19 protein-coding genes are annotated in these 24,523 nt (G+C 66.5%); 15 read left to right on the top strand and 4 right to left on the bottom strand.

What is annotated here, in order from left to right; genetic code table 11:
- Positions 1–65 precede the first annotated feature (65 nt).
- The 14 genes from M9917_RS08470 to M9917_RS08405 all read left to right on the top strand — a co-directional run bounded on the left by M9917_RS08470 (position 66) and on the right by M9917_RS08405 (position 16,570).
- The gene (locus M9917_RS08470) at positions 66–1,205 is read left to right on the top strand and encodes a glycosyltransferase family 4 protein (RefSeq protein WP_297252692.1); all 1,140 of its coding nucleotides are present in this window, start codon (positions 66–68) and stop codon (positions 1,203–1,205) included.
- Entirely contained in the window at positions 1,205–1,927 is a 723-nt protein-coding gene (locus M9917_RS08465) for a class I SAM-dependent methyltransferase (protein ID WP_297252690.1), read from the top strand. Before M9917_RS08470 ends, M9917_RS08465 begins: the two co-directional genes overlap by 1 nt.
- A gap of 62 nt (positions 1,928–1,989) precedes the next feature.
- Positions 1,990–2,190: a hypothetical protein gene (locus M9917_RS08460; RefSeq protein WP_297252688.1), complete on the top strand. Its 201-nt coding sequence runs from the start codon at positions 1,990–1,992 to the stop codon at positions 2,188–2,190.
- A gap of 212 nt (positions 2,191–2,402) precedes the next feature.
- Complete coding sequence (locus tag M9917_RS08455; RefSeq protein WP_297252686.1) at positions 2,403–2,606, top strand: hypothetical protein; 204 nt, start codon at positions 2,403–2,405, stop codon at positions 2,604–2,606.
- Positions 2,603–3,406 (top strand): class I SAM-dependent methyltransferase, encoded by an 804-nt coding sequence (locus M9917_RS08450; RefSeq protein ID WP_297252684.1) that lies wholly within the window; start codon positions 2,603–2,605, stop codon positions 3,404–3,406. Before M9917_RS08455 ends, M9917_RS08450 begins: the two co-directional genes overlap by 4 nt.
- A gap of 7 nt (positions 3,407–3,413) precedes the next feature.
- Positions 3,414–5,543 carry a bi-domain-containing oxidoreductase gene (locus M9917_RS08445; RefSeq protein ID WP_297252682.1) on the top strand — a complete coding sequence of 710 codons (2,130 nt, stop codon included), beginning with the start codon at positions 3,414–3,416 and terminating at the stop codon, positions 5,541–5,543.
- Positions 5,540–6,643: a non-hydrolyzing UDP-N-acetylglucosamine 2-epimerase gene (gene wecB / locus M9917_RS08440; RefSeq protein ID WP_297252680.1), complete on the top strand. Its 1,104-nt coding sequence runs from the start codon at positions 5,540–5,542 to the stop codon at positions 6,641–6,643. Before M9917_RS08445 ends, wecB begins: the two co-directional genes overlap by 4 nt.
- Positions 6,644–6,646: 3 nt before the next feature.
- Entirely contained in the window at positions 6,647–8,293 is a 1,647-nt protein-coding gene (locus tag M9917_RS08435) for a heparinase II/III family protein (RefSeq protein ID WP_297252678.1), read from the top strand.
- A 77-nt stretch (positions 8,294–8,370) separates the two neighbouring features.
- Positions 8,371–9,636, top strand: coding sequence for a glycosyltransferase family 4 protein (locus M9917_RS08430; RefSeq protein WP_297252677.1), 1,266 nt, complete (start codon positions 8,371–8,373; stop codon positions 9,634–9,636).
- A gap of 340 nt (positions 9,637–9,976) precedes the next feature.
- Entirely contained in the window at positions 9,977–11,023 is a 1,047-nt protein-coding gene (locus tag M9917_RS08425) for a polysaccharide biosynthesis/export family protein (protein WP_297252675.1), read from the top strand.
- A 75-nt stretch (positions 11,024–11,098) separates the two neighbouring features.
- Entirely contained in the window at positions 11,099–11,767 is a 669-nt protein-coding gene (locus M9917_RS08420) for a hypothetical protein (RefSeq protein ID WP_297252674.1), read from the top strand.
- 81 nt (positions 11,768–11,848) lie between these two features.
- The gene (locus M9917_RS08415; protein WP_297252673.1) at positions 11,849–14,185 is read left to right on the top strand and encodes an AAA family ATPase; all 2,337 of its coding nucleotides are present in this window, start codon (positions 11,849–11,851) and stop codon (positions 14,183–14,185) included.
- 10 nt (positions 14,186–14,195) lie between these two features.
- Positions 14,196–15,041 carry a hypothetical protein gene (locus tag M9917_RS08410; protein ID WP_297252671.1) on the top strand — a complete coding sequence of 282 codons (846 nt, stop codon included), beginning with the start codon at positions 14,196–14,198 and terminating at the stop codon, positions 15,039–15,041.
- A 182-nt stretch (positions 15,042–15,223) separates the two neighbouring features.
- The gene (locus M9917_RS08405) at positions 15,224–16,570 is read left to right on the top strand and encodes a UDP-glucose dehydrogenase family protein (protein ID WP_297252669.1); all 1,347 of its coding nucleotides are present in this window, start codon (positions 15,224–15,226) and stop codon (positions 16,568–16,570) included.
- A 57-nt stretch (positions 16,571–16,627) separates the two neighbouring features.
- Here M9917_RS08405 and M9917_RS08400 read toward each other — a convergent pair whose 3' ends face one another.
- Positions 16,628–18,286, bottom strand: coding sequence for a glucan biosynthesis protein G (locus M9917_RS08400; protein ID WP_297252667.1), 1,659 nt, complete (start codon positions 18,284–18,286; stop codon positions 16,628–16,630).
- Between the two features lie 182 nt (positions 18,287–18,468).
- Here M9917_RS08400 and bglX point away from each other — a divergent pair, with 182 nt between their 5' ends.
- The gene (bglX, locus tag M9917_RS08395) at positions 18,469–20,868 is read left to right on the top strand and encodes a beta-glucosidase BglX (protein WP_297252664.1); all 2,400 of its coding nucleotides are present in this window, start codon (positions 18,469–18,471) and stop codon (positions 20,866–20,868) included.
- Positions 20,869–20,998: 130 nt separating this feature from the next.
- On the opposite strand, the gene M9917_RS08390 is transcribed toward bglX, so the two are convergent.
- The 3 genes from M9917_RS08390 to M9917_RS08380 are packed head-to-tail and all read right to left on the bottom strand — an operon-like array spanning position 20,999 to position 24,424.
- Positions 20,999–21,703: an ABC transporter ATP-binding protein gene (locus tag M9917_RS08390; protein WP_297252663.1), complete on the bottom strand. Its 705-nt coding sequence runs from the start codon at positions 21,701–21,703 to the stop codon at positions 20,999–21,001.
- Positions 21,690–23,474 (bottom strand): branched-chain amino acid ABC transporter ATP-binding protein/permease, encoded by a 1,785-nt coding sequence (locus M9917_RS08385; protein WP_297252661.1) that lies wholly within the window; start codon positions 23,472–23,474, stop codon positions 21,690–21,692. Before M9917_RS08385 ends, M9917_RS08390 begins: the two co-directional genes overlap by 14 nt.
- The gene (locus M9917_RS08380; RefSeq protein WP_297252659.1) at positions 23,474–24,424 is read right to left on the bottom strand and encodes a branched-chain amino acid ABC transporter permease; all 951 of its coding nucleotides are present in this window, start codon (positions 24,422–24,424) and stop codon (positions 23,474–23,476) included. Before M9917_RS08380 ends, M9917_RS08385 begins: the two co-directional genes overlap by 1 nt.
- Positions 24,425–24,523: the final 99 nt, after the last annotated feature.

The following is a 24,523-nucleotide window of genomic DNA, read 5'->3' as shown; positions in this document are numbered from 1 at the left end:
AGAATTATTGCAATATCTATACTTTAGTTGACTTAAAACTAAGATTACAAAGAAAGGAGTGCAGTTTGGCGAAAACCCAACGCCTCGCCTTCGTCCTTCCGAACCTGTCCGGCGGGGGAGCCGCCCGTGTGGCTTCCATTCTGTGCGGCGAATGGATCAAGGCCGGTCACGAGGTGCATCTCATCACCTATGAGGAACCGGGCGCGGCCGCGGTCTATCCGCTGGACAGCCGTATCCGGCGCCATCAGATCGGGTTGAGTGTCTCGCCGAGAGGATTGCTCGGCTTTGCCGGCAACAATGTGCGCCGCGTCCTTCGTCTTCGGCGCGCGCTGCGCGGGATCAAGCCGACCGCGATCGTCGCATTCCTTTCCGAGGCCAACATGGGTGCGGTTCTTGCCGGGCGGTGGCTCGGCATCCCCGTTCTGATCAGCGAGCGCAATCATCCCGGCCACGATCCGGCGACGCGGATCAATGCATTTCTGCGCGCACGGCTCTATCCTCTCGCATCGCGGCTGTGCGTGCAGACCGAGGACATACGCGACTGGTTCCGCACCAACCTCGCCATCGAAGCGAGCGTGATTCCGAACCCGGTCCGGATGGTTGCAGATCACGATGATCACGCGGCTTCCGGCATGAAAAGCGGCGGACGACGACGCGTGGTCTCTCTCGGACGTCTCGAGCCGCAGAAGGGCCATGATGCCCTGCTCGAAGCCTTCGCGTCGATCGCCTCGGAGGTCCCTGACTGGGATATGGTCATCCACGGCGAGGGAGGGCAACGCGCCGCGCTCGAACGGCAGGTCGCGCATCTGGGCCTGTCGAACCGCGTATCCCTGCCTGGCGCCACCCGAACGCCGATGGACGTGCTGCGCGCTTGCGATCTCTATGTGCATCCGGCGCGCTACGAAGGCTTTCCCAACGCCGTGCTCGAAGCACTCTCCGCCGGGCTCTGTGTCGTCGCGACCGATTGCCCAGGCGCGACGAGCGAGATCCTGCAGGGCGGGAAGCACGGCGTTCTCGTTCCCGTCGGCGACACCCCGGCGCTGGCCGATGCGATGCTCCGGACCATGCGGGATGAGAGTTTGCGGACGCAGTTGGGTGAGAAGGGGCGCGATGCGATGCGCATCTATGCCCCCGATATAGTTGCGGCACGCTGGATCGATGAGATTGAACGTATCGGAAGGCTTTCAGACCGATGGAGCAATTGATGACCCCCGATAGCATGGATGCTGTGGCCAAGGTTGCGCGTGATGTCGGCTATCGTAGTGCCGATCGCTATCAGGCCCGATGCAAGTTCCTCTTCGACGGCGTGAGGCTCACTGGTGCTCGCGTTTTGGACGTCGGCTGCGGCCGGGGCGCGCTTGCCTTGTGGGCGGGCCTTCACGGTGCAAGCCACGTGCTCGGCATCGAGCCGGAGAGTGACGGCAGCACGCAAGGGATGCTCAGCTCATTCCAGGGAACGATCGACAAGCTCGGTCTCGGACCCGTCGTCAAGTCACGCGCCTGCTTTCTGGAGGATATAACACCTTCCGATGGCTGTTTTGACGTTGTCGTTTTATTTAATGTGATCAACCACCTTGATGAAAAGGCGGTTACGTCACTCCATACCAGCAAAGATTCGGCCGAATCCTACACAAAAGTATTGCGTCATTTACGGACTATTGTCGCCGATGGCGGCTCGGTGATTGTGGCTGACTGCGGACGGCGCAATTTCTGGAATGATATTGGGCTGCGAAACCCTTTGATGCCGACCATTGAGTGGCATAAGCATCAACAGCCCAAACTATGGGCGTCCATTTTCGAGGGCGCGGGCTTCGCCCTGCATGATCTCCGCTGGTCGCCATTATATCCGCTTGGAGCGATCACAAGCAATTGGCCCGTACATTACTTCACAGCCTCTCATTTCACCCTGAGATTCAAAGCCGTATGATGGATTGAAGAAGCTCTATCAGTACATAGCCAGACTCCAGGCTTTATTCCTGTAGAAAAAGCATGGTGAAATCCACCATGCTCCAGCATCGCGCCGGCATGCATCCGCTGATTCAGGGTCTGGGTGGCATGCTGTGGAGAGGCGCGATGCGGAATCGTTTTCGAGGGGATCCGGCGCACCACCTGCACCGCGACCCATTTCGCTCGGATGTTAAGTATATCATCAAGCCTCTCAAGGATCAGATCCGAAAATCCTTCCGCTGAAGCTAGCGCACCGGCCAGAAAGATGATATCCGGCCTTTTGAAAAAGTTGATGTAAAATCAAAGATCTAGAGTATCGAATTGCATGCGGCGCCAGATTATCGAGCGGACCATCGCCCGCACTCCCGCGGTGAAACGCCGGCCGTCGTCTTCCTGCCGCGCATCTCGTCCATGGGAAACGCGACTTCGCGCTCAGGATCCTGAGGCAGGTTGAGGTGCCGATAAGCTTCGGTCATAACGGCATCGACCATCGCGGCACGGCGCAGGCGCTGATCGCTGACAACGACAAGAGGCGGCGAGACACCAGCTACACGCTCTTCTCCCTTATCTGCACCGAGATCTGGTGCCTGCCGGCGGTTCAAGGATTCGGGGCGACATTTGAAACGCTTCGGCCGCTGGCCATGGAGCCTACGATATGACAGCCAAGGACGATGTCCGTGACTTCTGGAACAACGCCGCTTGTGGGGAAGAACTGTTACTGTCAACGAGAGATCGTGACGGCTTCGCCGCCCAGGCGGAGGAACGGTATCGTCTCGAACCCTATATCCCCGCCTTCGCGGACTTTGCCCAGGCAAAAGGCCTCGATGTTCTCGAGATAGGAGTCGGGCTGGGAGCCGATCATGAATCCTATGGGCGCGCCGGGGCCAACCTCCATGGCATAGACCTGACGGACCGCGCGATCGCTTTAACCAAGCAGCGCCTGGCGTTTGCGTCGTTGCAATCCGATTTGCGCGTGGGTGATGCCGAGGCGCTTCCGTTTGCCGACGATAGCTTCGACTTGGTCTATTCCTGGGGCGTCATCCACCACAGCCCCGACACCGCCGCGGCCGCCAGGGAAATCCTGCGCGTTCTGAAGCCCGGTGGCCGCTTCCGCGTCATGATCTACCATAAATGGAGCCTCGTCGGCGCCATGCTCTGGCTGCGCTATGCCCTGGCGAAGGGGCGGCCTGGCATGTCTCTCGCCGAAATCTATTCGACCTATTTGGAAAGTCCCGGCACGAAAGCCTACACCCGCCGTGAAGCCGTGGAACTGTTCGGAGGCGCTTCCGAAGCAACGGCGTGGGTCGAACTCACACATGGCGATTTGCTTGAATCCGGAGCCGGGCAACGCCATCAAGGGCTGCTTCTGACGATCGCCAGGCGCATATGGCCGCGATGGTTGCTTCGACGTCTCGGCAAGGGCCTCGGCCTGTTTCTTCTCGTGAGCGGCACGAAATAGATTTTCCATGAAACAAATCCTCCAGTCCCTCAAGACCGGCGCGACCGAGGTCGCGGAGGTGCCCTGCCCCGCGCCCGGCCGCGGGCAGGTGCTGATCCGCTCGTCGCGCACGCTGGTCTCGGCCGGCACCGAGCGTATGCTGGTCGATTTCGGCAAGGCCGGCTTCATCGGCAAGGCGCGCCAGCAGCCGGACAAGGTCCGCCAGGTCGTCGACAAGGTCCGCACCGACGGGCTCGCGCCGACGCTGGAAGCGGTGTTCAACAAGCTCGATCAGCCGCTGCCGCTCGGCTACTGCAATGTCGGCACCGTGCTGGAGGCCGGCGCCGGCGTGGCGGGCTTCGCACCGGGCGAGCGTGTGGTCTCGAACGGCAAGCACGCCGAGGCCGTGGCCGTGCCGGTCAATCTCGTCGCGAAAGTCCCGGATGCGGTGTCCGACGACGAGGCCGCCTTCACCGTGCTCGGTGCCATCGCGCTCCAGGGCGTCCGCCTCGTCCAGCCGACGCTCGGCGAGGCCGTGGTCGTCACCGGGCTCGGGCTGATCGGGCTCGTCGCCGTGCAGCTCCTGCGCGCCCATGGCTGCCGGGTGCTCGGCCTCGACTTCGATCCGGAGAAGCTCAGGCTGGCACGGGCCTTCGGCGCCGAGACGGTCGACCTGTCGGCGGGCGCCGATCCCGTCGCCGCCGCGGCGGCCTTCTCGCGCGGGCGCGGCGTCGACGCGGTCATCATCACAGCCTCGACGAAGAGCAACGAGCCCGTGCATCAGGCGGCCCTGATGAGCCGCAAGCGCGGCCGCATCGTGCTCGTCGGCGTGACCGGGCTTACGCTGTCACGGGCCGATTTCTACGAGAAGGAGCTGACCTTCCAGGTCTCCTGCTCCTACGGGCCGGGCCGCTACGATCCGAACTACGAGGAGAAGGGGCAGGACTATCCCGTCGGCTTCGTGCGCTGGACCGAGCAGCGCAATTTCGAGGCGGTGCTCGACATGATGGCCGATGGCCGCCTCGACGTGAAGCCGCTGGTCTCGCACCGCTTCCCCATTGCCGAGGCGGCGGACGCCTACGCGCTGGTCAGCGGCGCGGCGCCCTCGCTCGGCATCCTGCTGGACTATCCGGCTGCCGCAGCCCGGCCGGCGGAAGCCTTGCGGGCGCGCACGGTGGTGCTGGCGCCGGCCGCTTCGGCGGCGGGCCAGGCGGCGATCGGCGTCATCGGCTCCGGCAACTACGCGACCGCCGTGCTGATCCCGGCCTTCAAGGCCGCCGGCGCGCGGCTCGTGAACGTCGCCTCCAGCGGCGGTGTCAGCGGCTTGCACGCCGGCCGCAAGTTCGGTTTCGAGCAGGCCACCACCGATGTCGAGGCGCTGCTCGCCGATCCCGCGATCGGCGCCGTCGTCGCCGCGACGCGCCATGACAGCCATGCCAACCTGGTCTGCCGCGCGCTCAGGGCGCGCAAGCACGTCTTCGTCGAAAAGCCGCTGGCGCTGGCGCGGGAGGAGATCGCCGCGATCGAGGCCGCCCGCGCGGAGGCGATCGCGGCCGGCTTCGCACCGATCGTCATGGTCGGCTTCAACCGGCGCTTCGCGCCGCAGGTCGTCAGGATCAAGCAGCTGCTTGCGGGCGCCTCCGGCCCTCGCTCCTTCGTCATGACCGTCAACGCCGGAGCGATCCCCGCCGATCACTGGACGCAGGACCGTGAGGCCGGCGGCGGGCGCATCATCGGCGAAGCCTGCCACTTCGTCGACCTGTTGCGCTTCCTCGCGGACGCCCCGATCGCCTCCCATGCCATGCGGACGATGGCCGGCGGCAGCGGCGACACCGCCACGATCACGCTTACCTTCGCCGACGGCTCGATCGGCGCGATCCATTACTTCGCCAACGGCAGCAAGGCCTTCCCGAAGGAGCGGCTGGAGGTGTTCACCGGCGGCCGCATCCTCCAGCTCGACAATTTCCGCCGGCTCCAGGGCTTCGGCTGGCCGGGCTTCCGCAAGCTGAACCTGTGGCGCCAGGACAAGGGCCAGACGGCTTGCGCCGCCGCTTTCGCGCGGGCGGTGGAGCGAGGCGGGCCGGAGCCGATTCCCTACGAAGAACTGATCGAGGTCGCGGCGGCGACGATCGCGATCGCTGCGGACGCAACGGCATGACCGAGCTGCTCATCGACATCATCGCCGGGGCGCGGCCGAACTTCATGAAGATCGCGCCGATCATCAAGGCCCTGGAAGCACGCCGCGCGGAAGGCGGGCGGCTGCGCTACCGGCTGGTCCATACCGGCCAGCACTACGACGCGCGCATGTCCGGCGACTTCTTCAGCCAGCTCGGCATCCCCGAGCCGGACGTCAACCTGGAATCCGGCTCGGGCACGCAGGCCGAGCAGACGGCGGCGATCATGACGCGCTACGAGCGGCTGCTGCTCGATCAGCCGAGCCGGCTGTGCCTCGTGGTCGGCGACGTCACCTCGACCATGGCCTGCGCCATCGCCGCCAAGAAGCTGACGATCCCGGTCGCCCATGTCGAGGCCGGCATCCGCTCGGGCGACATCACCATGCCGGAGGAGATCAACCGGCTCGTGACCGATTCCATCACCGACTGGTTCTTCACCACGACCACCGTCGCCGGCGACAACCTGCGGCGCAGCGGTGTCGAGCCACAGAGAATCGTCTTCGTCGGCAACACGATGATCGACACGCTCTTGGCCAATCTCGACCGGCTGCGCCCGCCTTCGTTCTGGGACGAGCTCGGCCTCAAGCCGGGCGGATATTTCGTGGTCACGCTGCACCGGCCCTCGAACGTCGACAGCACCGCCTCCTTCGCGCGCCTGCTCGGCGCGATCGGCGCCGGCACGCACGGCCTGCCGGTCGTCTTCCCCGTCCATCCGCGCACGGCGAAGACGCTGCGCGAGCTGCCGGGCGTGCCGGAGACGATCCGCTTCGTCGATCCCCAGCCCTATCTCGAGTTCAACCATCTCGTCCGCCACGCCAAGGCCGTCGTCACCGATTCCGGCGGCATCACCGAGGAGACGACGGTGCTCGGCGTGCCCTGCATGACGCTGCGGAATTCGACCGAACGGCCGGAGACGGTCACGGTCGGCACCAACGAGCTGATCGGCACCGATCCCGACGCGCTTGGCCCCGCCTTCGCGCGCCTGTTCGCCGGACAGTGGAAGAAGGGAGCAATCCCCGAGAAATGGGACGGCCGGACGGGCGAGCGCATCGTGGCGGCGCTGGAAGAGCTGCTGCCGGTCTGAGCCATGCTGCATCGCCTGCATCTCTATTGGGAGACGCTCCGTCACCTTCGGCCCGTCCAGTTCCATGGCCGGCTGCGGTTTCGCCTCGCCCGCCCGCGGCCCGACCTGCGCCCGGCGCCGCCACGGCGCGTGCTCATTCCGGAAGGCTGGGCCCCGCCCGCGTGCCGCCGGCCATCGCAGACGGGTCCCGACCGGTTTTGCTTTCTCAACGAGACGCACACGCTGGCCGAATGTGGCTGGGACGATCCCACCATCGGCAAGCTCTGGCGCTACAATCTGCACTATTTCGACGACCTGAACGCGGAAGGCGCCGGGGAGCGCAGATCCTGGCACGAGCAAGCCATCGCGCGCTGGATCGCGGAGAACCCGCCGGGGCGCGGCACGGGCTGGGAGCCCTATCCGACCTCGCTGCGCATCGTGAACTGGATCAAATGGGTGCTGGCCGGCAACGCGCTCTCCCCGGACGGCTTCCACAGCCTCGCCGTCCAGACGCGCTGGCTGACCCGGCGGCTGGAATATCACCTGCTCGGCAATCACCTGTTCGCCAACGCCAAGGCGCTCGTCTTCGCGGGGGTCTTCTTCGCGGGGCCGGAGGCGGATTCCTGGCTGGCGCAGGGTCTCAGCATCCTCGCCCGCGAGATCCCCGAACAGATCCTGCCCGATGGCGGCCAGTTCGAGCTCAGCCCGATGTACCATGCGCTGGCGCTCGAGGACATGCTCGACCTCGTGAACCTGCTGCGCAGTGCCGGCTCCGCCATTCCGGCCGGCTGGCGGGAGGTGACGGACTGGCCGGAGCGGATCGCGGCGATGCGCGGCTGGCTTGCCGCCATGTGCCATCCCGATGGCGAGATCGCCTTCTTCAACGACGCCGCCATCGGCATCGCGCCCTCTCCCGCGGAGCTGGAGCGCTACGCGGCCCGCCTGAACCTGGAAGCGCTCCCGGCGCCCGGCACCGGCGCGACATGGCTGCGCGACAGCGGCTATATCCGCCTCGCGACGGGCCCTGTCGTGGCGCTGCTGGACGTCGCCCGTATCGGCCCCGATTACCTGCCGGGCCATGCGCATGCCGACACGCTCTCCTTCGAGATGTCGCTCGCCGGCCAGCGGATGCTGGTGAATGCGGGGACCTCCGAATATGGCGGCGGCCCCGAGCGCCTGCGCCAGCGCGGGACCGCCGCCCACAATACCGTCAGCATCGGCATGGAAAACTCGTCGGAGGTCTGGTCCGGCTTTCGCGTCGCGCGCCGTGCCCGCCCGCAAGGGCTTACTCTCTCCGGCGACGGCGCGACGATCAGCTGCGGCCATGACGGCTATGAGCGCCTGCCCGGCCGGCCGCGGCATCTGCGGACATGGCAAGCCGACAGCGATCGGCTGATCGTCACGGACCGGATCGAGGGCGGCCGGCACGACGCCCGCGCCCGCTTCCATCTGCACCCCGACGTCACCGTTTCCGAAGGCGCCGATCCCGGAACCGGGCTGCTGGCGCGCGGGCCGGACGCCGCGCTGCGTTGGCGCGTTCTCACCGGCAGCCACCGGATCGTTCCATCGAGCTGGCACCCCGAATTCGGGATCACACGATCGTCCCGATGCCTCGAAGTCGAACTCAGGAACGGCGAAAGCATGGTCGAATTCTCCTGGAGTCGACGTTAGTCATTCCACGCGTTTTGGGTTTGCGGCCCGCGACGCTTTCAACTTAATGAAGAAAAGCGAAACATCGGCGTCGTTCCATGCATATCCTGTTCCTGACGGACAATTTTCCGCCCGAAGTGAACGCTCCGGCAAGCCGGACGTTCGAGCATTGCCGCGAGTGGGTGAAAGCCGGGCATCGCGTCACCGTCATCACCTGCGCGCCCAATTTTCCCAAAGGGAAGGTCTTTGACGGCTACCGCAACCGGCTGTTCGCGCGCGAGACCATCGAGGGCATCGAGGTCGTCCGGGTCTGGAGCTACATCACCGCCAACGAGGGCTTCCTGAGGCGGACGCTCGACTATGTCAGCTTCATGGTCGCGGCGGTCCCGGCGAGCTTCAGGGTGGACCGGCCCGACGTCGTCGTCGCGACCTCGCCGCAATTCTTCACCGCCTGCGCCGGCTGGCTCGTCGGTGCGCTCCGCCGCAGGCCGTTCGTCTTCGAGCTGCGCGACCTCTGGCCCGAATCGATCCGGGCCGTTGGCGCCATGAAGGCTTCCGCGCTGCTCGATGCGCTCGAACGGCTGGAGCTCTTTCTCTACCGCCGCGCCACGGCGATCGTCAGCGTCACCCATGCCTTCCGCGACAATCTGATCGCGCGCGGCATCGACGGAGCCAAGATCCATGTCGTGACGAACGGAGCCGATCTCGACCGTTTCCAGCCGCGGGACAAGGATGCGGCGCTCATGTCGACGCTCGGCTTGCAGGGCAAGTTCATCGCCGGCTATATCGGCACGCACGGCCTCGCCCACGCGCTCGAAACGCTTCTGGAGGCGGCCGGCCTGCTTCAGGAGCAGGGCCGCGACGACATCCATATGCTGTTCCTGGGCGACGGCGCGAGGAAAGCCGAGCTGGTCGAGCGCGCGCAGCGATCCGGCCTGCGCAATGTGACCTTCCTCGACACAGTCCCCAAGGAGGACGTCGTCCGCTACTGGTCGATCCTGGACGCCTCGGTCATCCACTTGCGCCGCAGCGCGCTGTTCGAAACTGTCATCCCCTCCAAGCTGTTCGAGACGATGGCGATGGGCGTGCCCGTCCTGCACGGGGTCAAAGGCGAATCGGCCCGGATCGTCGAGGCCGAGAAAGCGGGCCTGACCTTCGAGCCCGAGAACGCGGCCGCACTCAGCGACCGCCTCGTGCAACTGGCGGACGACAGGAGCGCGACCGCAGGCTTCTCAGCGAACGGACGCAGCGGCGCGCAGAACTACGACCGCCGCCATCTGGCCGCGCGGATGCTCGACCTGCTGGCTGCTTGCCGGCGACCGAAAACGGCAGGGGCGATCGAACGCCCCGTCGCGAGCGGTTGACGTCGATTGCATGACCCCGCTTAGCGCGCTCCTTCTCCGGCGAGCGAAGAGCGATTGTTGCACAGAGAGCGCATATATTGCGAAATTAAACGTTAACCACGAATTTACCTTTACGGTATGCGGCCTTCTCGCTAGACGATTCTCTGCAGAGTTTTGAGTTCGTATGCGGTCGGTCGGGGCAACCATGCATAGACGTCATTTTCTCGCGCTCGGGGGGCTCAGCATGGCTTCCGGTGCGTGTTCCGTTCTGCCTGGAAGCGGGCCGGCCACAAGGGATATCGAGGGATCGGCACTCGCCTCACTCAAAGCCGCCCCCGGCCCTGCCTTCAATTACGCGCTGGTGGAGCTGTCACAGAGCGTGCTCGCCGCCTTGCGCGACCTCGGGCCCGGCTCGCTCTACCGCAGCTTCGGAACGGGTCGCGGCGGGCCGCCGCGCATCACCGTCGGCGTCGGCGATTCGGTCCAGGTCACGATTTTCGAATCGGCGGCCGGCGGCCTGTTCATCCCGAACGATGCCGGCGCGAGGCCGGGCAACTTCATCCAGATTCCGGCGCAGACCGTCGACCAGGCCGGCTACATCTCCGTTCCCTATGCCGGCGCCGTGCCGGCGAAGGGGCGCTCGCTGCCCGAGATCCAGGCGGACATCGAACGGCGCCTGGCCAACCGCGCGATCGAGCCTCAGGCGGTCGTGGCGCTGACCAACCAGACCTCGTCGCAGGTCACGGTCATCGGCCAGGTCGGGTCGCCCAACAAGATCAACATCAACCCCGCCGGCGATCGCATCCTCGACGTGATCTCCAAGGCGTCCGGCATCGCCGATGCCGGCTATGAGACCTTCGTCTCGCTGCAGCGCGGACGGCGCAAGGAGACGATCTACTTCCTGAACCTCCTGTCGAATTCGCAGGAGAACATCTATGTCGCGCCGGGCGACGTGATCTACGTCTTCCAGCAGAAGCGCGCGTTCACGGCATTCGGCGCCTCCGGCCAGAGCGGGCAGTTCAAGTTCGAGCAGGAGCACCTGCCGCTCGCCGACGCGGTCGGCAAGGCCGGCGGCCTCTTGGACAACCGGGCCGACCCGGGGCAGGTGCTGCTCTACCGCATCGAACATCGCGAGTTGCTCGAGCGGATGAACGTCGATCTTTCGGCCTTCCCCAGGGGGCAGCGCGCGATCCCCACGATCTTCCGCGCGAATTTCCGCGATCCATCGAGCTTCTTCGTCGCGAAGAGCTTCATGATGCAGGACCGCGACACGATCTACGTCACGAACTCCGATTCGGTCGAGCTGTTCAAGTTCCTCGATCTGGTCACCGGCATCTCGGGCGCCGTCGCCAACGTCACCTCCGACGTCGTCACGACGCGCAATGCCGAACGTGTCTTGAGACGGTGATGAAGAGGGCGCAGGCTGTACTTGACGCAAGGTCTGCATGTGCCTTAGGTAAAGGCTTGGTGTGAGGATGTTGAGATGCGCTTTCTATTTGCCGGCGTAACGGCCGCACAAGTCGCCATCGCAGCGGTTGCCTTGACGGCCGGCGGCGTGCCGGCTTTCGCCCAGGGTGCTCCCGCGGTGACCCTGGCGTCGCTCCCCGGCAAGGCGTCGAGCCGGCAGGTCGAGGACTTCAAGGCGAACCCGGCCGCGTTCCTGCGTGCCAATCCGATCGGCGGGCCGCAGATGAGCGCGATCACGAAGGCGCTGACCCTCGCCGATCCCGGCCTCGTCGATGCGCTGCTGGCGGCCGCCACGGACGGCAGCGCCCTGCAGCGCGCCGCGATCGGCTCCGGGCTCGGCCAGGCCGTGAAGGCGATCGACCCTGCCGACAAGGCGCTCGCCGATGCGATCGCCGCGAAGATCGCCGGCTCCGGGCTGACGGATGTCATGGCCGGATATTCGGCCGGCATCAGCGATGTACAGACGCTGGCGACGGGCGGTGGCGGCGGTGGTGGCGGCGGCGGCGCAGGTGCGGGCGTCGGCGGCCCCGTCGGCGGCTTCATGATGGCCAGCGGTGGGGGCCGTCCCTCCACCGGGCCCGGCTCCAGCTTCACGGGCAACAACGGCCAGCACACCACCTACGGCAGTGGCAACCGCGGTTATGTCGAATGCACCGAAAGCGTGAGCCCGCGCCGCCGCTGCTGATGCCATCGTGCCGTCACCTTCTTTCCTGATACGCGGAGAGGATTTCTCTCCGCGTATGTGTTTGTAACGATCGGGCCAAGCATGCATGGGTTCGGAAACAGGGCGCAGATCGACAGACGCGGCCTGCCCGATCATGACGACGGCGAAGACAGCGCAGGCACGCTGCTCGACATCGATTTCGAGCAGCTGATCGCCGCGATACGGCGCCAGGCGCGCCTGGGCGCCGTCATCGTCGCCGCCACGCTCGCGATCGGCCTCGCCTATCTGATCACGGCCGTTCCGATCTACACGGCCTCGACCACGATCCTGATCGACAGCCGCCGCAACCAGGACCAGATCGCCGGCTCGATCGCGGAGCTGACCTTCGACACCGGAGCGATCGACAGCCAGCTCGAGGTCATCCGCTCCGACCGCGTCGCCGCGAGCGTGGTGCAGGCGCTCGGGCTCGACAAACTGCCCGAATTCACGACGAACCAGACATCCGTCATCGGCACGGCGATCGGCTTCGTGCGCTCCGTCCTCAATGTCCGCAACTGGTTCACCTCGCGCGACGTCCTCGCCGAGGAAGAAGCCGAACGCGCGCGGCGCGACGCGATCGACAAGCTCAACGACAACATGACGGTGCGGCGCGTCGCACGAACTTACGTCCTTCAGATCTCCTATTCCTCGCCCAATCCGGCGCTCGCCAAACAGATCGCCGATGCCTTCGCCGAAGCCTATTTCAGAGACCAGCTCGAAGCCCGCTTCGAGATCACCAAGCGTGCCAGCGGCTGGATGCAGGACAGGTTGGCGGAGCTCAAGGAGAGCTCGCTGCGGACCGACCTCGCGGTACAGCGGTTCAAGGCGGAGCGCGGCATCATCGCCACCGGCCAGACCAGCTCCGGCAACCAGATGCTCGTCACCGACCAGCAGCTCATGGAGCTGACCACCCAGCTCTCGACCGCCCGCTCCGAGACGGCGAAGGCGGAAGCCAAGCTGCAGCAGATCAACGACATCCTGCGCTCGGGGAAAGCGGACGGCGCGGTCACCGAATCGCTCGGCAACCCCGTCATCAACGATTTCCGGACGCGCTACCTGCGCGCCTCCAAGACCGAAGCCGACCTTTCGAGCCGCCTGGGCAAGAACCATTTCCAGGTCATCAACCTGCGCAACGAGATGACGCAGTATGAGAGGCTGATCTTCGAAGAGCTGCAGCGGATCGCCGAAACCTATGTTTCGGACCTCGAAATCGCGCGCAACCGCGAAAAGAGCCTGAACGAGTCGATGGCCACGCTCATCGGCCAGAAGGCGGTCTCGAACGAGACCATGGTGCAGCTGCGCGAGCTCGACCGCGAGGCGGAGGTCTTCAAGAACCTCTACCAGACGTTCCTGCAGCGCTATCAGGATGCGATCCAGCGCGAATCCCTGCCGACGACCGAAGCGCGCGTGCTGAGCCCCGCGGTCTTGCCGATCGCGCCGAGCGCGCCGCGCACCGGAATCGTCCTCGCGCTGGCCGGCTTCCTCGGATTGGCGATGGCCGGCGGCATCGGGGCCTTGCGTGAGTTCCGGGACCGGGTGTTCCGGGTCGGCGCCCAGGTTCGCGGCGAGACGGGCCTGGAGTTCCTCGGCACCTTGCCCGCCGTGGAGGTGAAGCCGCTCGCAGCAAGCGAAGCCAGCGCGAACCCGCGCGATATCCAGCTGCAATCCTCGGTCCTGAGGCACGTCCTCGATGCCCCGCTCTCGAGCTTCGCCGAAGTGCTGCGCAGCGCCAAGGTCGAGGTCGATCTCGCCACCGCCGGCAAGCGCGAGGGCGCCAAGATCGTAGGCGTCGTCTCGGTGCTGCCGGGCGAGGGCAAGACGACGACATCGAAGAATTTCGCCAGCCTGACGGCCTTCCTCGGCGAACGCACCCTGCTGATCGACGCCGACCTGCGCAATCCGGGGCTGACGCGCGCGATCGGCCGGCACGCCGGATTCGGCCTTCTCGAAGTGCTGCGCGGAGAGCGCTCGCTCAAGGATGCGATCCTGATGGAGCCGGACAGCAACCTCGCCTTCCTGCCCGCCGTGACCCGCAAGCGCCTGACCCAGAGCAGCGAGATCCTGACCTCGCGCGAGATGGAGGCGCTTTTGCAGGCGGCCGGGTCGGAATTCGACTATATCGTCGTCGATCTTCCCCCTGTCGGCCCCGTCGTCGACGTCAGGGCTGCCGGACGCCTGTTCGACGGCTTCGTCTTCGTGGTCGAATGGGGCAAGACGCCGCGCGCCGTGGTCAGAAGCGCTCTCCAGGACGATCCGACCCTCTACGACAAATGCGTCGGAATCCTGTTCAACAAGGCCGATACGAAGCTGATGCAGTCGTATAACAAGGCCGATTCCAAATATTATTATTACGGTCGCTACGGGAAATATTACACCGACGCGAGCAAGCCATCCGCCTGAGGGCCGGGCGATGGATTTCACCGCGCGCATCCTGTCGCTGGCATTGGCCGCGGGCTTCGGCCTGATCGGCCTGCAGGGCCTGGCTCGCTACTGGGCGTCGTCGGATGCGCTGCGCATCGCCAACCTGATCGACCAGGGCAAGCCCACCTCCGAGGACCTCCTCGACCGGGTCGAGAGCACCGGCGCGGTCCGGACCGCCATGGCGAGCTGTCTCGACGATCTCGGCAGAGCCGGCGTCTCGATCAGCCTGCGCCGGCTCGAACAGGCCATCCTCGCCATACGCGAGACGCAAGCTCGGGCAGCCGCGGCCACTGCCCCGGCGACGCAGCCCAGCGCCGTCGAGGCGATCGGCCGGCTGTCGCGCCGCGATGCCATAGACGCCGCAGCCCGTGCAGTCCCACCCATGGACCCGGCCGAGATCGCCGCGCGCGGACGCGCCGCCGAGGATGTCGTCACCGCACGCCTGACCTGCACGCCGACCGACGGCAACGCCTGGCTGCAACGGGCCTTGCTGCTGGATTTGCGCCTGGCGCCCGCCGAGGAGGTGCACAGCGCCCTGATGCGCTCCTACTGGCTGGCGCCGGCCGAGGGCTGGATCCTTGACATGCGCGCGCGCTTCGTCGCCAGCCGGGTCGAGGCCGGCGACGACGAGCTGGCTTCCGCGCTTTCGGGCGACCTGCTCAAGATCGCCGAGCACTATGCGCCGCGGGACATCGCCGCCTTTTACGTCGCGGCCGGCCCGAAGACGCGCGCCCTCCTCGCCACCCATATCCGCCGCCAGCCGGACCGCGAGCCGACACGGCGGCGGCGTGCCATCATCGCGCAGATCGACATGCTCGGCGTCACGTTCCGCTAGAGCAATTCCGCGATTCTCCGAATCGCGGAATTGCTCTAGGTCTTTGTTTTATCGCATTTTCTTCACGCGAACCGGTATCCACTTCGCTCGAAAATGCTCTAGGAAGCCCCCCGCTCAGGCTCGCCGTCGCGGCACGGGCAGGCTATAGCGGTGTTCGTACGTTCTCTCTTCTGGAGTTGCCGATGAAGATCGTCATGGTCGGCTCGGGCTATGTCGGGCTGGTCTCCGGCGCCTGCCTTGCCGATTTCGGGCACGAGGTCGTCTGCGTCGACAAGCTCGAGAGCAAGGTCGCGGCGCTGAAGCGGGGCGAGATCCCGATCTTCGAGCCCGGCCTGTCGGAGCTCGTCCGCGGCAACGCCGCCGCCGGGCGTTTGTCCTTCACCACCGATCTCGCCGGGCCGGTGGCGGGGGCGGATGCCGTCTTCATCGCCGTCGGCACGCCCTCGCGCCGCGGCGACGGCTTCGCCGATCTGTCCTATGTCCATGCCGCCGCCCGCGAGATCGCGCAGGCGCTCTCCGGCTACACCGTGATCGTCACCAAGTCGACGGTCCCGGTCGGCACCGGCGACGAGGTCGAGCGGATCATGCGCGAGCTCAGGCCCGATGCCGAATTCGCGGTGGTCTCCAACCCGGAATTCCTGCGCGAGGGCGCCGCGATCGAGGATTTCAAGCGGCCCGACCGCATCGTCATCGGCGCGGAGGACGCCCGCGCCCGCGAGGTGATGGCGGATATCTACCGGCCGCTCTACCTCAATAGCGCGCCGATCCTGAACACCGGCCGGCGCACCGCCGAGCTGACGAAATATGCCGCCAACGCCTTCCTCGCGACCAAGATCACCTTCATCAACGAGATCGCGGATCTGTGCGAGCAGGTCGGCGCCAATGTCCAGGACGTCGCCCGCGGCATGGGGCTCGACAACCGCATCGGCGGCAAGTTCCTGCATGCCGGGCCGGGCTATGGCGGCTCCTGCTTCCCGAAGGATACGCTCGCCCTGATCAAGACGGCGCAGGATCACGGCACGCCGACCCGCATCGTCGAGACGGTCGCTGCGGTGAACGACCAGCGCAAGCGCGCCATGGCGCGCAAGGTCGTCGCCGCCTGCGGCGGCTCGGTCAGGGGCAAGACGATCGCGGTATTGGGCCTGACCTTCAAGCCGAACACCGACGACATGCGCGATGCGCCCTCGATCGCGGTCGTAACCGCCTTGCAGGACGGCGGCGCCGTGATCCGCGCCTATGATCCGGAAGGGATGGAGCAGGCGAAGGCGGTGCTGCCGGCGGGCGTCGTCTACGCAGCCGACCCCTATGCCTGCGTGGCGGGGGCGGACGCCGCCGTCATCGTGACGGAATGGAACATCTTCCGCGCGCTCGATCTCGACCGCGTCAAGGCCGCGATGGCGGCGCCGGTCCTGATCGACCTGCGCAACGTCTACCGCGCCGAGCAGGTCAGGGCGAAGGGCTTCACCTATCTCGACGTCGGCCGCGGATTGACGCAAGCGCAGCGGGCCGAGGCGACCGACGCGGCCTGACGGTTCCCCGTCATTGCGAGCGAAGCAATCACGATGGCTGGATGGTCGAATCCGGCTCTATTCCATCGCCTTGAAGCGGTTGAGATAGGCTTCCCTGTCCGTCGCGGTCGGCGCGGGCGGCAGCCTGAACCTCCAGGTTTCGGTAAGTGTGCGCTCGCCGAGCTTCAACGACGCCGTCAGATCGGAGGAAAGCGCCGGGTTCCTGATCCTGATCCGATAGCTGAGGCGCCAGCCCCGGATGGCGGGGTTGGGCTGCAGCTCGCTGCCGACGATCTCGACATTGTCGTTGGCGCCGACCACGGCCTCGGGGCGAGCCTCCGGCGGCAGCTTGCGCAGCGAAGGCCCTTTGAAATCGATCAGGAAGGCCAGCGTGCCGTCGCCGGCGCGGATCAGGTTGGACTGGTAGATCTCGCCGGTCGCGCGCATGGTCTGCCAGACATGCGACAGCCCGCCCGTCATCAGCGCCGGCTCGTCCATGGTCCAGTGCATGCGGTAGTCGAAGCGCATCGGCTCGCCGGGCGCCGGCATGCTTCCGGGCACCCACAGCGCGACGATGTTGTCGTTGGTCTCGTCCGCCGTCGGGATCTCGACGAGCCGGACATTGCCCTTGCCCCAGTCGTTGGTCGGCTCGATCCAGGCGCTCGGGCGCAGGTCGTAGCGGTCCTTCAAATCCTCGTAGCGCGAGAAGTCGCGCCCGCGCTGCAACAGGCCGAAGCCCTTCGGATTCTCCGCCGGAATGTCGCTGATCGCCACCATGGGCGGGTTGACGAGCGGGCGCCAGATCCATTCGCCGGTGCTGAGGCGCACCGAGAGCCCGTTGGAATCATGGATCGCGGGGCGGAAATTCGGCGTCGGCGAGGGCTGCTGCGGGCCATAGAGGAACATGCTGGTCAAAGGCGCGATGCCGAGCGTCGTCGGCGCGGCGCCCTGCCGCAGGAAGATGCGCGCCTTGACGCCGAGCACTGCATCCGCGCCCGGCGTGAGCGTGAATTCATAGGCGCCCGAGGCCCTGACCGAATCCATCAGCGCATAGAAGGTCAGATGCCGCTCCTTCGGCCTGGGGCGGCGCAGCCAGAATTCGCGGAAGGCGGGAAATTCCTCCGCGATCGGCAGGCCGGTGTCGATCGCCAGCCCCCGCCCGGACAGGCCGTAGATCTGCCCCTTGCCGATCACGCGGAAATAGCTCGCGCCCAGCACGCTCATGACCTCGTCGAGCTTGTCGGGCCGGTTGACCGGATAGACCACCCGGAAGCCGGCCCAGCCGAGCTTGGCTGTAGCCTCGCGGTCGAAATGCAGGTCGGCGAAATCGAAGCGCCCGGAATCGTAGGGGATCTCCCGGGCCACGCCGTCGACGATCTCGCTGATCCTGACCGGCGTGTTGAACTGCATGCCCTGATGGTAGAAGGCGAGCTTGAAGGGCGTCTTGTATTCCATCCAGGCGAAGCGGTCGGCGCGCGGCTGCATCTTCTGGTAGTCGGCGAACTGCATCTTGCTGAAGACGTCAGGCAGATTCGAGACCGGCGCGACATAAGGTGCGTCCGCCAGCGCCTTCGCCTTCGCGATCACCGCGTCGAGCCCGAAACCCGGACGCTGCTGCGCAAGCGCCGGCATGCCGGCGGCGACAGCCGCCGCGGCAAGCCAGCCGAGCGCGAGCCGTCGGACGGCGGAAGAAAACCGGGCCATGACGCAGGCCCCGCCGGCGGAACGGGTCGACAAGTTCAAACGGGCTCCTTAAAGGAGGAATCGGCAGGACGGGGCACGCCCGTCCCCTGTTGGCAGCGGCACATCCGAGCACAAATGCCCATCATCGCGACAAGGGTCAAGGAATCAGCGTCGTTCTCCCCGAACCGTTCCCGCGCCACCCTTCGCCGTCCTCAACCCAGATGAACGAACTCAGCATGGATCATTCGAACGCTGCACCGGCCCTGGACGGTCCGGAGGCGACGCCCTGCCAGGACGAGACGAAGAGCGGCCTGTCCCGGCGGCAGGCTCTCAGCGCCATGGCCTCGGCCGCCTTCGTGGCGGGCATGGCCGCCGGCCCCGCCGCGGCACGGCCCAGGCGGGCGCGCGCCGCCGATCCGGCCGGGAAGAAGAAGGCTTTCATCGAGGGCCTGATCGCCCGGATGACCGTGGACGAGAAGGTCGGCCAGTTGCGCCTGATCAGCATCGGCCCGGAGATGCCGCATGCCAGGCTGATGGACGAGGCCGCCGCCGGTCGCATCGCCGGCTCGTTCAACACCGTGGTCCGGCGCGACAACCGGCCGCTCCAGGAGGCCGCCGTCACGCGCAGCCGCCTGAAGATCCCGCTGTTCTTCGCCTATGACGTGGTGCACGGCCATCGCACCGCCTTCCCGATCCCGCTCGGGCTCGCCGCAAGCTTCGACATGGCCGTGATCGAGCGCATGGCCCGCGTCTCGGCGATCGAGGCCTGCAACGACGGCGTCGACATGACCTTCGCGCCGATGGTCGACATCAGCCACGATCCGCGCTGGGGCCGCACCTCCGAGGGCTTCGGCGAGGACCCCCATCTCGTCAGCGCCTGCGCCCGGGCTGCCGTGCGCGGCTTCCAGGGCTCCTCGCCCGATCGGCCCGATACGATCATGGCCGCCGTCAAGCATTTCGCGCTCTATGGCGCGGTCGAGGGCGGGCGCGACTACAACACGGTCGATATGAGCCCGCTGCGCATGCACCAGGTCTACCTTCCGCCCTACCGCGCCGCGATCGAGGCCGGGGCCGGCGGCGTCATGGTCGCGCTCAACTCGATCAACGGCGTGCCGGCGAGCTCCAATACCTGGCTGCTGCAGCATCTGCTGCGCCGGCAATGGGGCTTCGAGGGCGTCACCGTCAGCGATCACGGCGCGATCACCGAATTGACGCGGCACGGCGTCGCCCGCGACAACCGCGAGGCGGCCAAGCTCGCGATCAGGGCCGGGATCGACCTCAGCATGGCCGACCAGGTCTATCTCGCCGAGGTGCCGGGCCTCATCGCCTCGGGCGAGATCAGGATGGCCGAGCTCGACGCCCGCGTGCGCGAGGTGCTCGGTGCGAAATACGACATGGGCCTGTTCGCCGACCCGTTCCTGCGCATGGGCAAGCCGGAGGACGACCCCGCCGATGTGCGCTCCAGCGACCGCCTGCACCGCGAGCCGGCGCGCGAGATCGCCCGCGACACCATCGTGCTGCTGGAGAACCGCAACCAGACCCTGCCGCTGAAGCGAGAAGGCACCATCGCGCTCGTCGGGCCGCTGGCCGATTCCGGGCTCGACATCCTGGGAAGCTGGTCGGCGCAGGCCGTGGCCGGGCAGGCCGTCACGATCAAGGCCGGCATCGAGAAGGCGATCGAAGGCAAGGCGAAGCTCCTCACCGCGCGCGGCGCCAACGTCCTCGACGACCAGAAGACCGTCGACTACCTCAACTTCCTGAACTGGGACAACCCGGAAGTCATCCAGGACCCCCGCCCGATCGAGGCGATGATCGCGGAGGCCGTCGCGGTCGCGGGTCAGGCCGATGTGGTGATCGCCGTGGTCGGCGAGCTGCGCGGCATGTCGCATGAGGCCTCGAGCCGCGTCACCATCGAGATCCCGGGCTCGCAGCGCCGGCTGCTCCAGGCGCTGAAGGCGACCGGCAAGCCGCTCGTCGTCGTGCTGATGAACGGGCGCCCGCTCGCCATCGGCTGGGAGAAGGAGAATGCCGACGCGCTGCTGGAAAGCTGGCATGCCGGCACCGAGGGCGGCAATGCAATCGCCGACATCCTGTTCGGCGACCACAACCCCGCGGCCAAGCTGCCGATCAGCTTCCCGCGCTCGGCCGGGCAGATCCCGACCTATTACAACGCGCTCAGGATCGGGCGTCCCTTCACGCCGGGCAAGCCCGGCAACTACACCTCGCAATATTTCGAGGAGGAGCAGGGCGCGCTCTACCCCTTCGGCTACGGGTTGAGCTTCAGCAGCTTCACCCTGACCGGCCTCAAGCTCTCGGCCAGCCGCATCACGCGGGGCCAGAGCCTGACCGCCGAGGCGACGCTGACCAACACCGGCCGCTATGAGGGCGCCAACGTCGTCCAGCTCTACATCGCCGATCCTTATGCCTCGATCGCCCGGCCGATCAAGGAGCTGAAAGGCTTCCAGAAGCTGACGCTCAAGCCCGGCGAGAGCCGCGTGGTGCGCTTCGAGATCGGCCCCGAGCAGCTCAAATTCGTCAACGGCGCGCTGAAGGAGGTGGTCGAGAGCGGCCAGTTCAACGTGCAGCTCGGCCTCGATTCGCGCGACGTGCTGGAGGAATCCTTCGAGCTCGCCTGAACGGCGCCCGCGGGGCTGGTGTCGACCGCTAGAGCATTTTCGAGCGAAGTGGACACCGGTCCGCGTGACGAAAATGCGATAAAACAAAGACCTGGAGCCATCCCGCGATTCGGAGAATTGCGGAATTGCTCTAGGTGCCGAGATAGGCTTCCCGGATCTGCTCGTTCCGCATCAGCTCGTCCCGCGTTCCGCTGGTGACGATCTCTCCGGTCGAGATGACATAACCGCGATCCGAGTTCTCGACCGCCTCGATCGCGCGCTGCTCGACGATCAGCAAGGTGATGTCCTGGCTCCTGAGCCCGCGCAGCGTATCGAAGATCTGGTCGACGATGGCCGGCGCCAGTCCCATCGTCGGCTCGTCCAGCAGCAGAAGCTTGGGGAACGAGGCCAGTCCGCGCCCGATCGCGAGCATCTGCTGCTCGCCGCCCGACAGCGTGCCGGCGAGCTGCGAAGACCGTCGGGCCAGGACCGGAAACAGATCGAGCGCCCGCTGCAACCCCGCTTCGACGGAACCGCGGCCGCCGCCGGCCTCGGTGCCCACCAGCAGGTTCTCCTGCACGGTCAGGTGCTTGAAGACCTGGCGGCCCTCGGGAACATGGGCGATGCCGAGCAGCGGCCGGCTCGACGCACGGACGCGACCGAGCGCGCGGCCTTCGAAGCTGATCGCGCCGGACTGCGGCACGACGACGCCGGAGATCGTCTTGAACAGCGTGGTCTTGCCCGCCCCGTTGGGCCCGATGATCGAGACGAACTCTCCCTGCCGGACCTCGATGGATACGTCGCGCAAGGCCCGAAGCCCGCCATAGCTCACGCTGAGATTGCTAATTTTCAGCATTCTGGGCCCATTTCCTGCCAAGATATGCGACGATGACGTCCTGCTGGCGAACGACCTCCTTTGGCGGCCCCGATGCGATCACGACCCCGTGGTCGAGCACCACCAGCCGGTCGCTCAGCCGCACCATCGCCTGCATGGTGTGCTCGATGATGACGATCGTCAGCCCTTCGTCGCGCAGCGATCGCAGGAGCGGCAGCATCGTCTCGATATCCTCGCTCGCCAGCCCCGCGAAGCTTTCGTCCATCAGAATGAGCCGCGGCTGCCCGGCCAGGGCCCGGGCGAGCTCCATCAGGCGCAGTTCCCGGTTGGTCAGCGTCGAGGCCGGCGCCGCCATCCTGTCCTGCAGGCCGACGCGCCTCAGGGCGGCGGCAGCGGCGGCGGCGGCCTCGTCATCGTCGCGATGGCGGACATAGGCACCGATCAGCACGTTGTCGAACAGGCTCAGCCGCGGGAAGCTGCGCACCGTCTGGAAGGTGCGGGCAATGCCCGCCGCGCAGACCGCTTCGGGGGTCTTGCCGCTCAGGTCCTCCCCCGCGAAGGTGATGCTGCCCGATTTCGGCGTCACCAGACCGCTGAGGACATTGAACAGCGTCGTCTTGCCGGCCCCGTTCGGGCCGATGATGCCGAGGATCTCGCCCTGCTGCACGCTCAGCGCCACATCGCTGATCGCCTTGAGGCCGCCGAACTGGACCGAGACATCCTTCACGCTGAGGAGCGGGCCGGCTGCGGCGGAACCGGTGCCGGTGCCGATGGGCACGGGCGGCGGCGGCGGAATGTCGGGCACGGCCGGCAAGTCCTGTTCGCCGCTCCGCGCGAAGACACCGGCCAGCGCGTCCCGGATCGCCCAGTAAAGGCCCTGCGGGCGCAGCAGCACGACGAGGATGATGGCGATGCCGTAGACCACGCCCTGAATGCCCGACAGCTTGTCGCCGATGAGGGCGTGCAGCGCCTCCGAGAGCGGCACCAGCGTCGCGGCGCCGATGATCGTGCCCCAGGCGCTGCCGATCCCGCCGAACATCGGGATGATCAGGGCCTGCGCCGAGATCAGCATGCCGAAGACCGAGTGCGGGCTGACGACCAGGAGGACGACGCTGTAGAGCGCCCCGGCGACGGCGGCCATCGCCCCCGATATGGTGATCGCATAGAGCTTCCAGCGCAGCGTCGCGACGCCGGCGGCGCGCGCCGCCAGTTCGTTCTGCTTGATCGCCGTGAGGCACAGGCCGAAGCGGCTGCGCTCGATCCACAGCGAGATCGCCAGGCACAGGCCGAGAAAGGCGAGGCAGATCAGCGCCATGACCCGCCCGTCGGAGAACTGCATGTAGAGCGCGGCGTTCTCCCGCTTCATCGGCATCGCCATTTCCGTCCAGCCGGCCCATTCGAAGATCGGCAGCAGCGCCAGCGGATAGGCGAGCATCGCCAGGCTGAAATAGGGTCCCGTCAGGCGGAAGGTGATGCCACCGAGCAGACAACCGGCGCCGGCTCCGATCACCGCCGCCAGGGGCAGGCTGAGCCATGGCGAGATGTCGTAGTCACGCCCGAGAATGACGACCGTGAAGGCCCCGAGCCCGAAGAAGGCGGCATGGCCGAAGCTGACGAGCCCGGCATAGCCCCCCAGGATGTTCCAGGAGAGGCCGAGCATCGCCCAGACCGAGACCAGCGTCAGGATGAGCTGGATATAGGAGTTGCTGGTCAGCCCGATCGCCAGGGCGCCGACAGCGAGGATGGCGGCCCAGGCGACGAGCGTGGGACCGAACGGCGACTTCGATGTCATCAGGCGCGTTCCACGTTTCGGCCGAACAGCCCCTGCGGCCGGAAGAGCAGGATGAGGAGGAAGACCGTGAAGACGGCCGTCGCCTGAAGCTGGACCGGCATGACGAGCTGCGACATCTGCTGGACGAAGCCGATGATCAGGCCGCCCCAGAAGGCTCCGGCCACGCTGCCCATCCCGCCGAGCACGACCCCGGCATACATCAGCACGACGTATTCGAGGCCCGAATAGGGCTGGAACGGCACCGATACCGCGATCAGCGCGCCGGCGATCGCCGTCAGCGCGATACCGAGCCCAAAGGCCATCCGGTGAGCCGCGTCCACGTCGATGCCCATGTAGATCGACGCGGTGGGATTGTCGGCGGCCGCCCGCAGCCGCCGGCCGATCGCGCTGCGGCCCATGAACAGCGCCAGGCCGAGCGCGATGACGCAGGCCGCCAGGGCGGAGAGGACGCGGGCCTTGTTGAAGAACAGGAAGACGTCGTCCCCGATCAGGGGGCCGATCTCCCAGGCCTGGGTCGAGAAGGGCGTGCGGATCGATTTCGGCGTCGAGCCGAAGACCATCAGGGCGGCGTTCTGCAGGACGAGCGAGATGCCGAGGGTGAGGATGAGCTGCCGGGTATGCCCGCCGTCATCGGTGTCGGAGACACGCTGGCCGCTCACCGCGCGGATCATCATGAGATGCAGGCCGCTGCTGACGAAGAACAGGATCACGCCGGCGGCGATCGCCGCCAGGACCGCCGTGAGATAGGGATTGACCGGCAGGGTGACGGCGGCGCCGACCATCAGGAAGGCGAGATACATGCCGACCATCATGAAGTCGCCCTGAGCGAAGTTGATCACCCGCATCACACCGAAGATCAGGCCGAGACCGACGCACATCAGCCCGTAGATGCAGCCGACGGTCAGGCCTGCCACGAGCAATTGCAGGACCGCTTCGAGTTCTCCGCTCATTCAAACCGCTTTCTTCGCTGGCTCACGGAAATCAGTCCGCCCGGGCCGCAGCGCTGCGGTCCAGGCGATGGGCGGAGTCAGGCGCTCCGGAAGGGGCGG

The organism is Bosea sp. (in: a-proteobacteria), assembly GCF_023953965.1.
In the GTDB taxonomy this organism is placed as follows: Bacteria; Pseudomonadota; Alphaproteobacteria; order Rhizobiales; family Beijerinckiaceae; genus Allobosea.
Note: the sequence above shows the minus strand (reverse complement) of the source record. Positions and strands in the feature narration are given on the sequence as shown.

Coding starts and splice junctions, on each gene's coding strand:
- M9917_RS08435 (WP_297252678.1), top strand. CDS start 6,647: ATGCTGCATCGCCTGCATCTCTATTGGGAGACGCTCCGTCACCTTCGG.
- M9917_RS08460 (WP_297252688.1), top strand. CDS start 1,990: ATGGTGAAATCCACCATGCTCCAGCATCGCGCCGGCATGCATCCGCTG.
- wecB (WP_297252680.1), top strand. CDS start 5,540: ATGACCGAGCTGCTCATCGACATCATCGCCGGGGCGCGGCCGAACTTC.
- M9917_RS08385 (WP_297252661.1), bottom strand. CDS start 23,474: ATGACATCGAAGTCGCCGTTCGGTCCCACGCTCGTCGCCTGGGCCGCC.
- M9917_RS08430 (WP_297252677.1), top strand. CDS start 8,371: ATGCATATCCTGTTCCTGACGGACAATTTTCCGCCCGAAGTGAACGCT.
- M9917_RS08415 (WP_297252673.1), top strand. CDS start 11,849: ATGCATGGGTTCGGAAACAGGGCGCAGATCGACAGACGCGGCCTGCCC.
- M9917_RS08450 (WP_297252684.1), top strand. CDS start 2,603: ATGACAGCCAAGGACGATGTCCGTGACTTCTGGAACAACGCCGCTTGT.
- M9917_RS08390 (WP_297252663.1), bottom strand. CDS start 21,703: ATGCTGAAAATTAGCAATCTCAGCGTGAGCTATGGCGGGCTTCGGGCC.
- M9917_RS08465 (WP_297252690.1), top strand. CDS start 1,205: ATGACCCCCGATAGCATGGATGCTGTGGCCAAGGTTGCGCGTGATGTC.
- bglX (WP_297252664.1), top strand. CDS start 18,469: ATGGATCATTCGAACGCTGCACCGGCCCTGGACGGTCCGGAGGCGACG.
- M9917_RS08410 (WP_297252671.1), top strand. CDS start 14,196: ATGGATTTCACCGCGCGCATCCTGTCGCTGGCATTGGCCGCGGGCTTC.
- M9917_RS08380 (WP_297252659.1), bottom strand. CDS start 24,424: ATGAGCGGAGAACTCGAAGCGGTCCTGCAATTGCTCGTGGCAGGCCTG.
- M9917_RS08405 (WP_297252669.1), top strand. CDS start 15,224: ATGAAGATCGTCATGGTCGGCTCGGGCTATGTCGGGCTGGTCTCCGGC.
- M9917_RS08420 (WP_297252674.1), top strand. CDS start 11,099: ATGCGCTTTCTATTTGCCGGCGTAACGGCCGCACAAGTCGCCATCGCA.
- M9917_RS08445 (WP_297252682.1), top strand. CDS start 3,414: ATGAAACAAATCCTCCAGTCCCTCAAGACCGGCGCGACCGAGGTCGCG.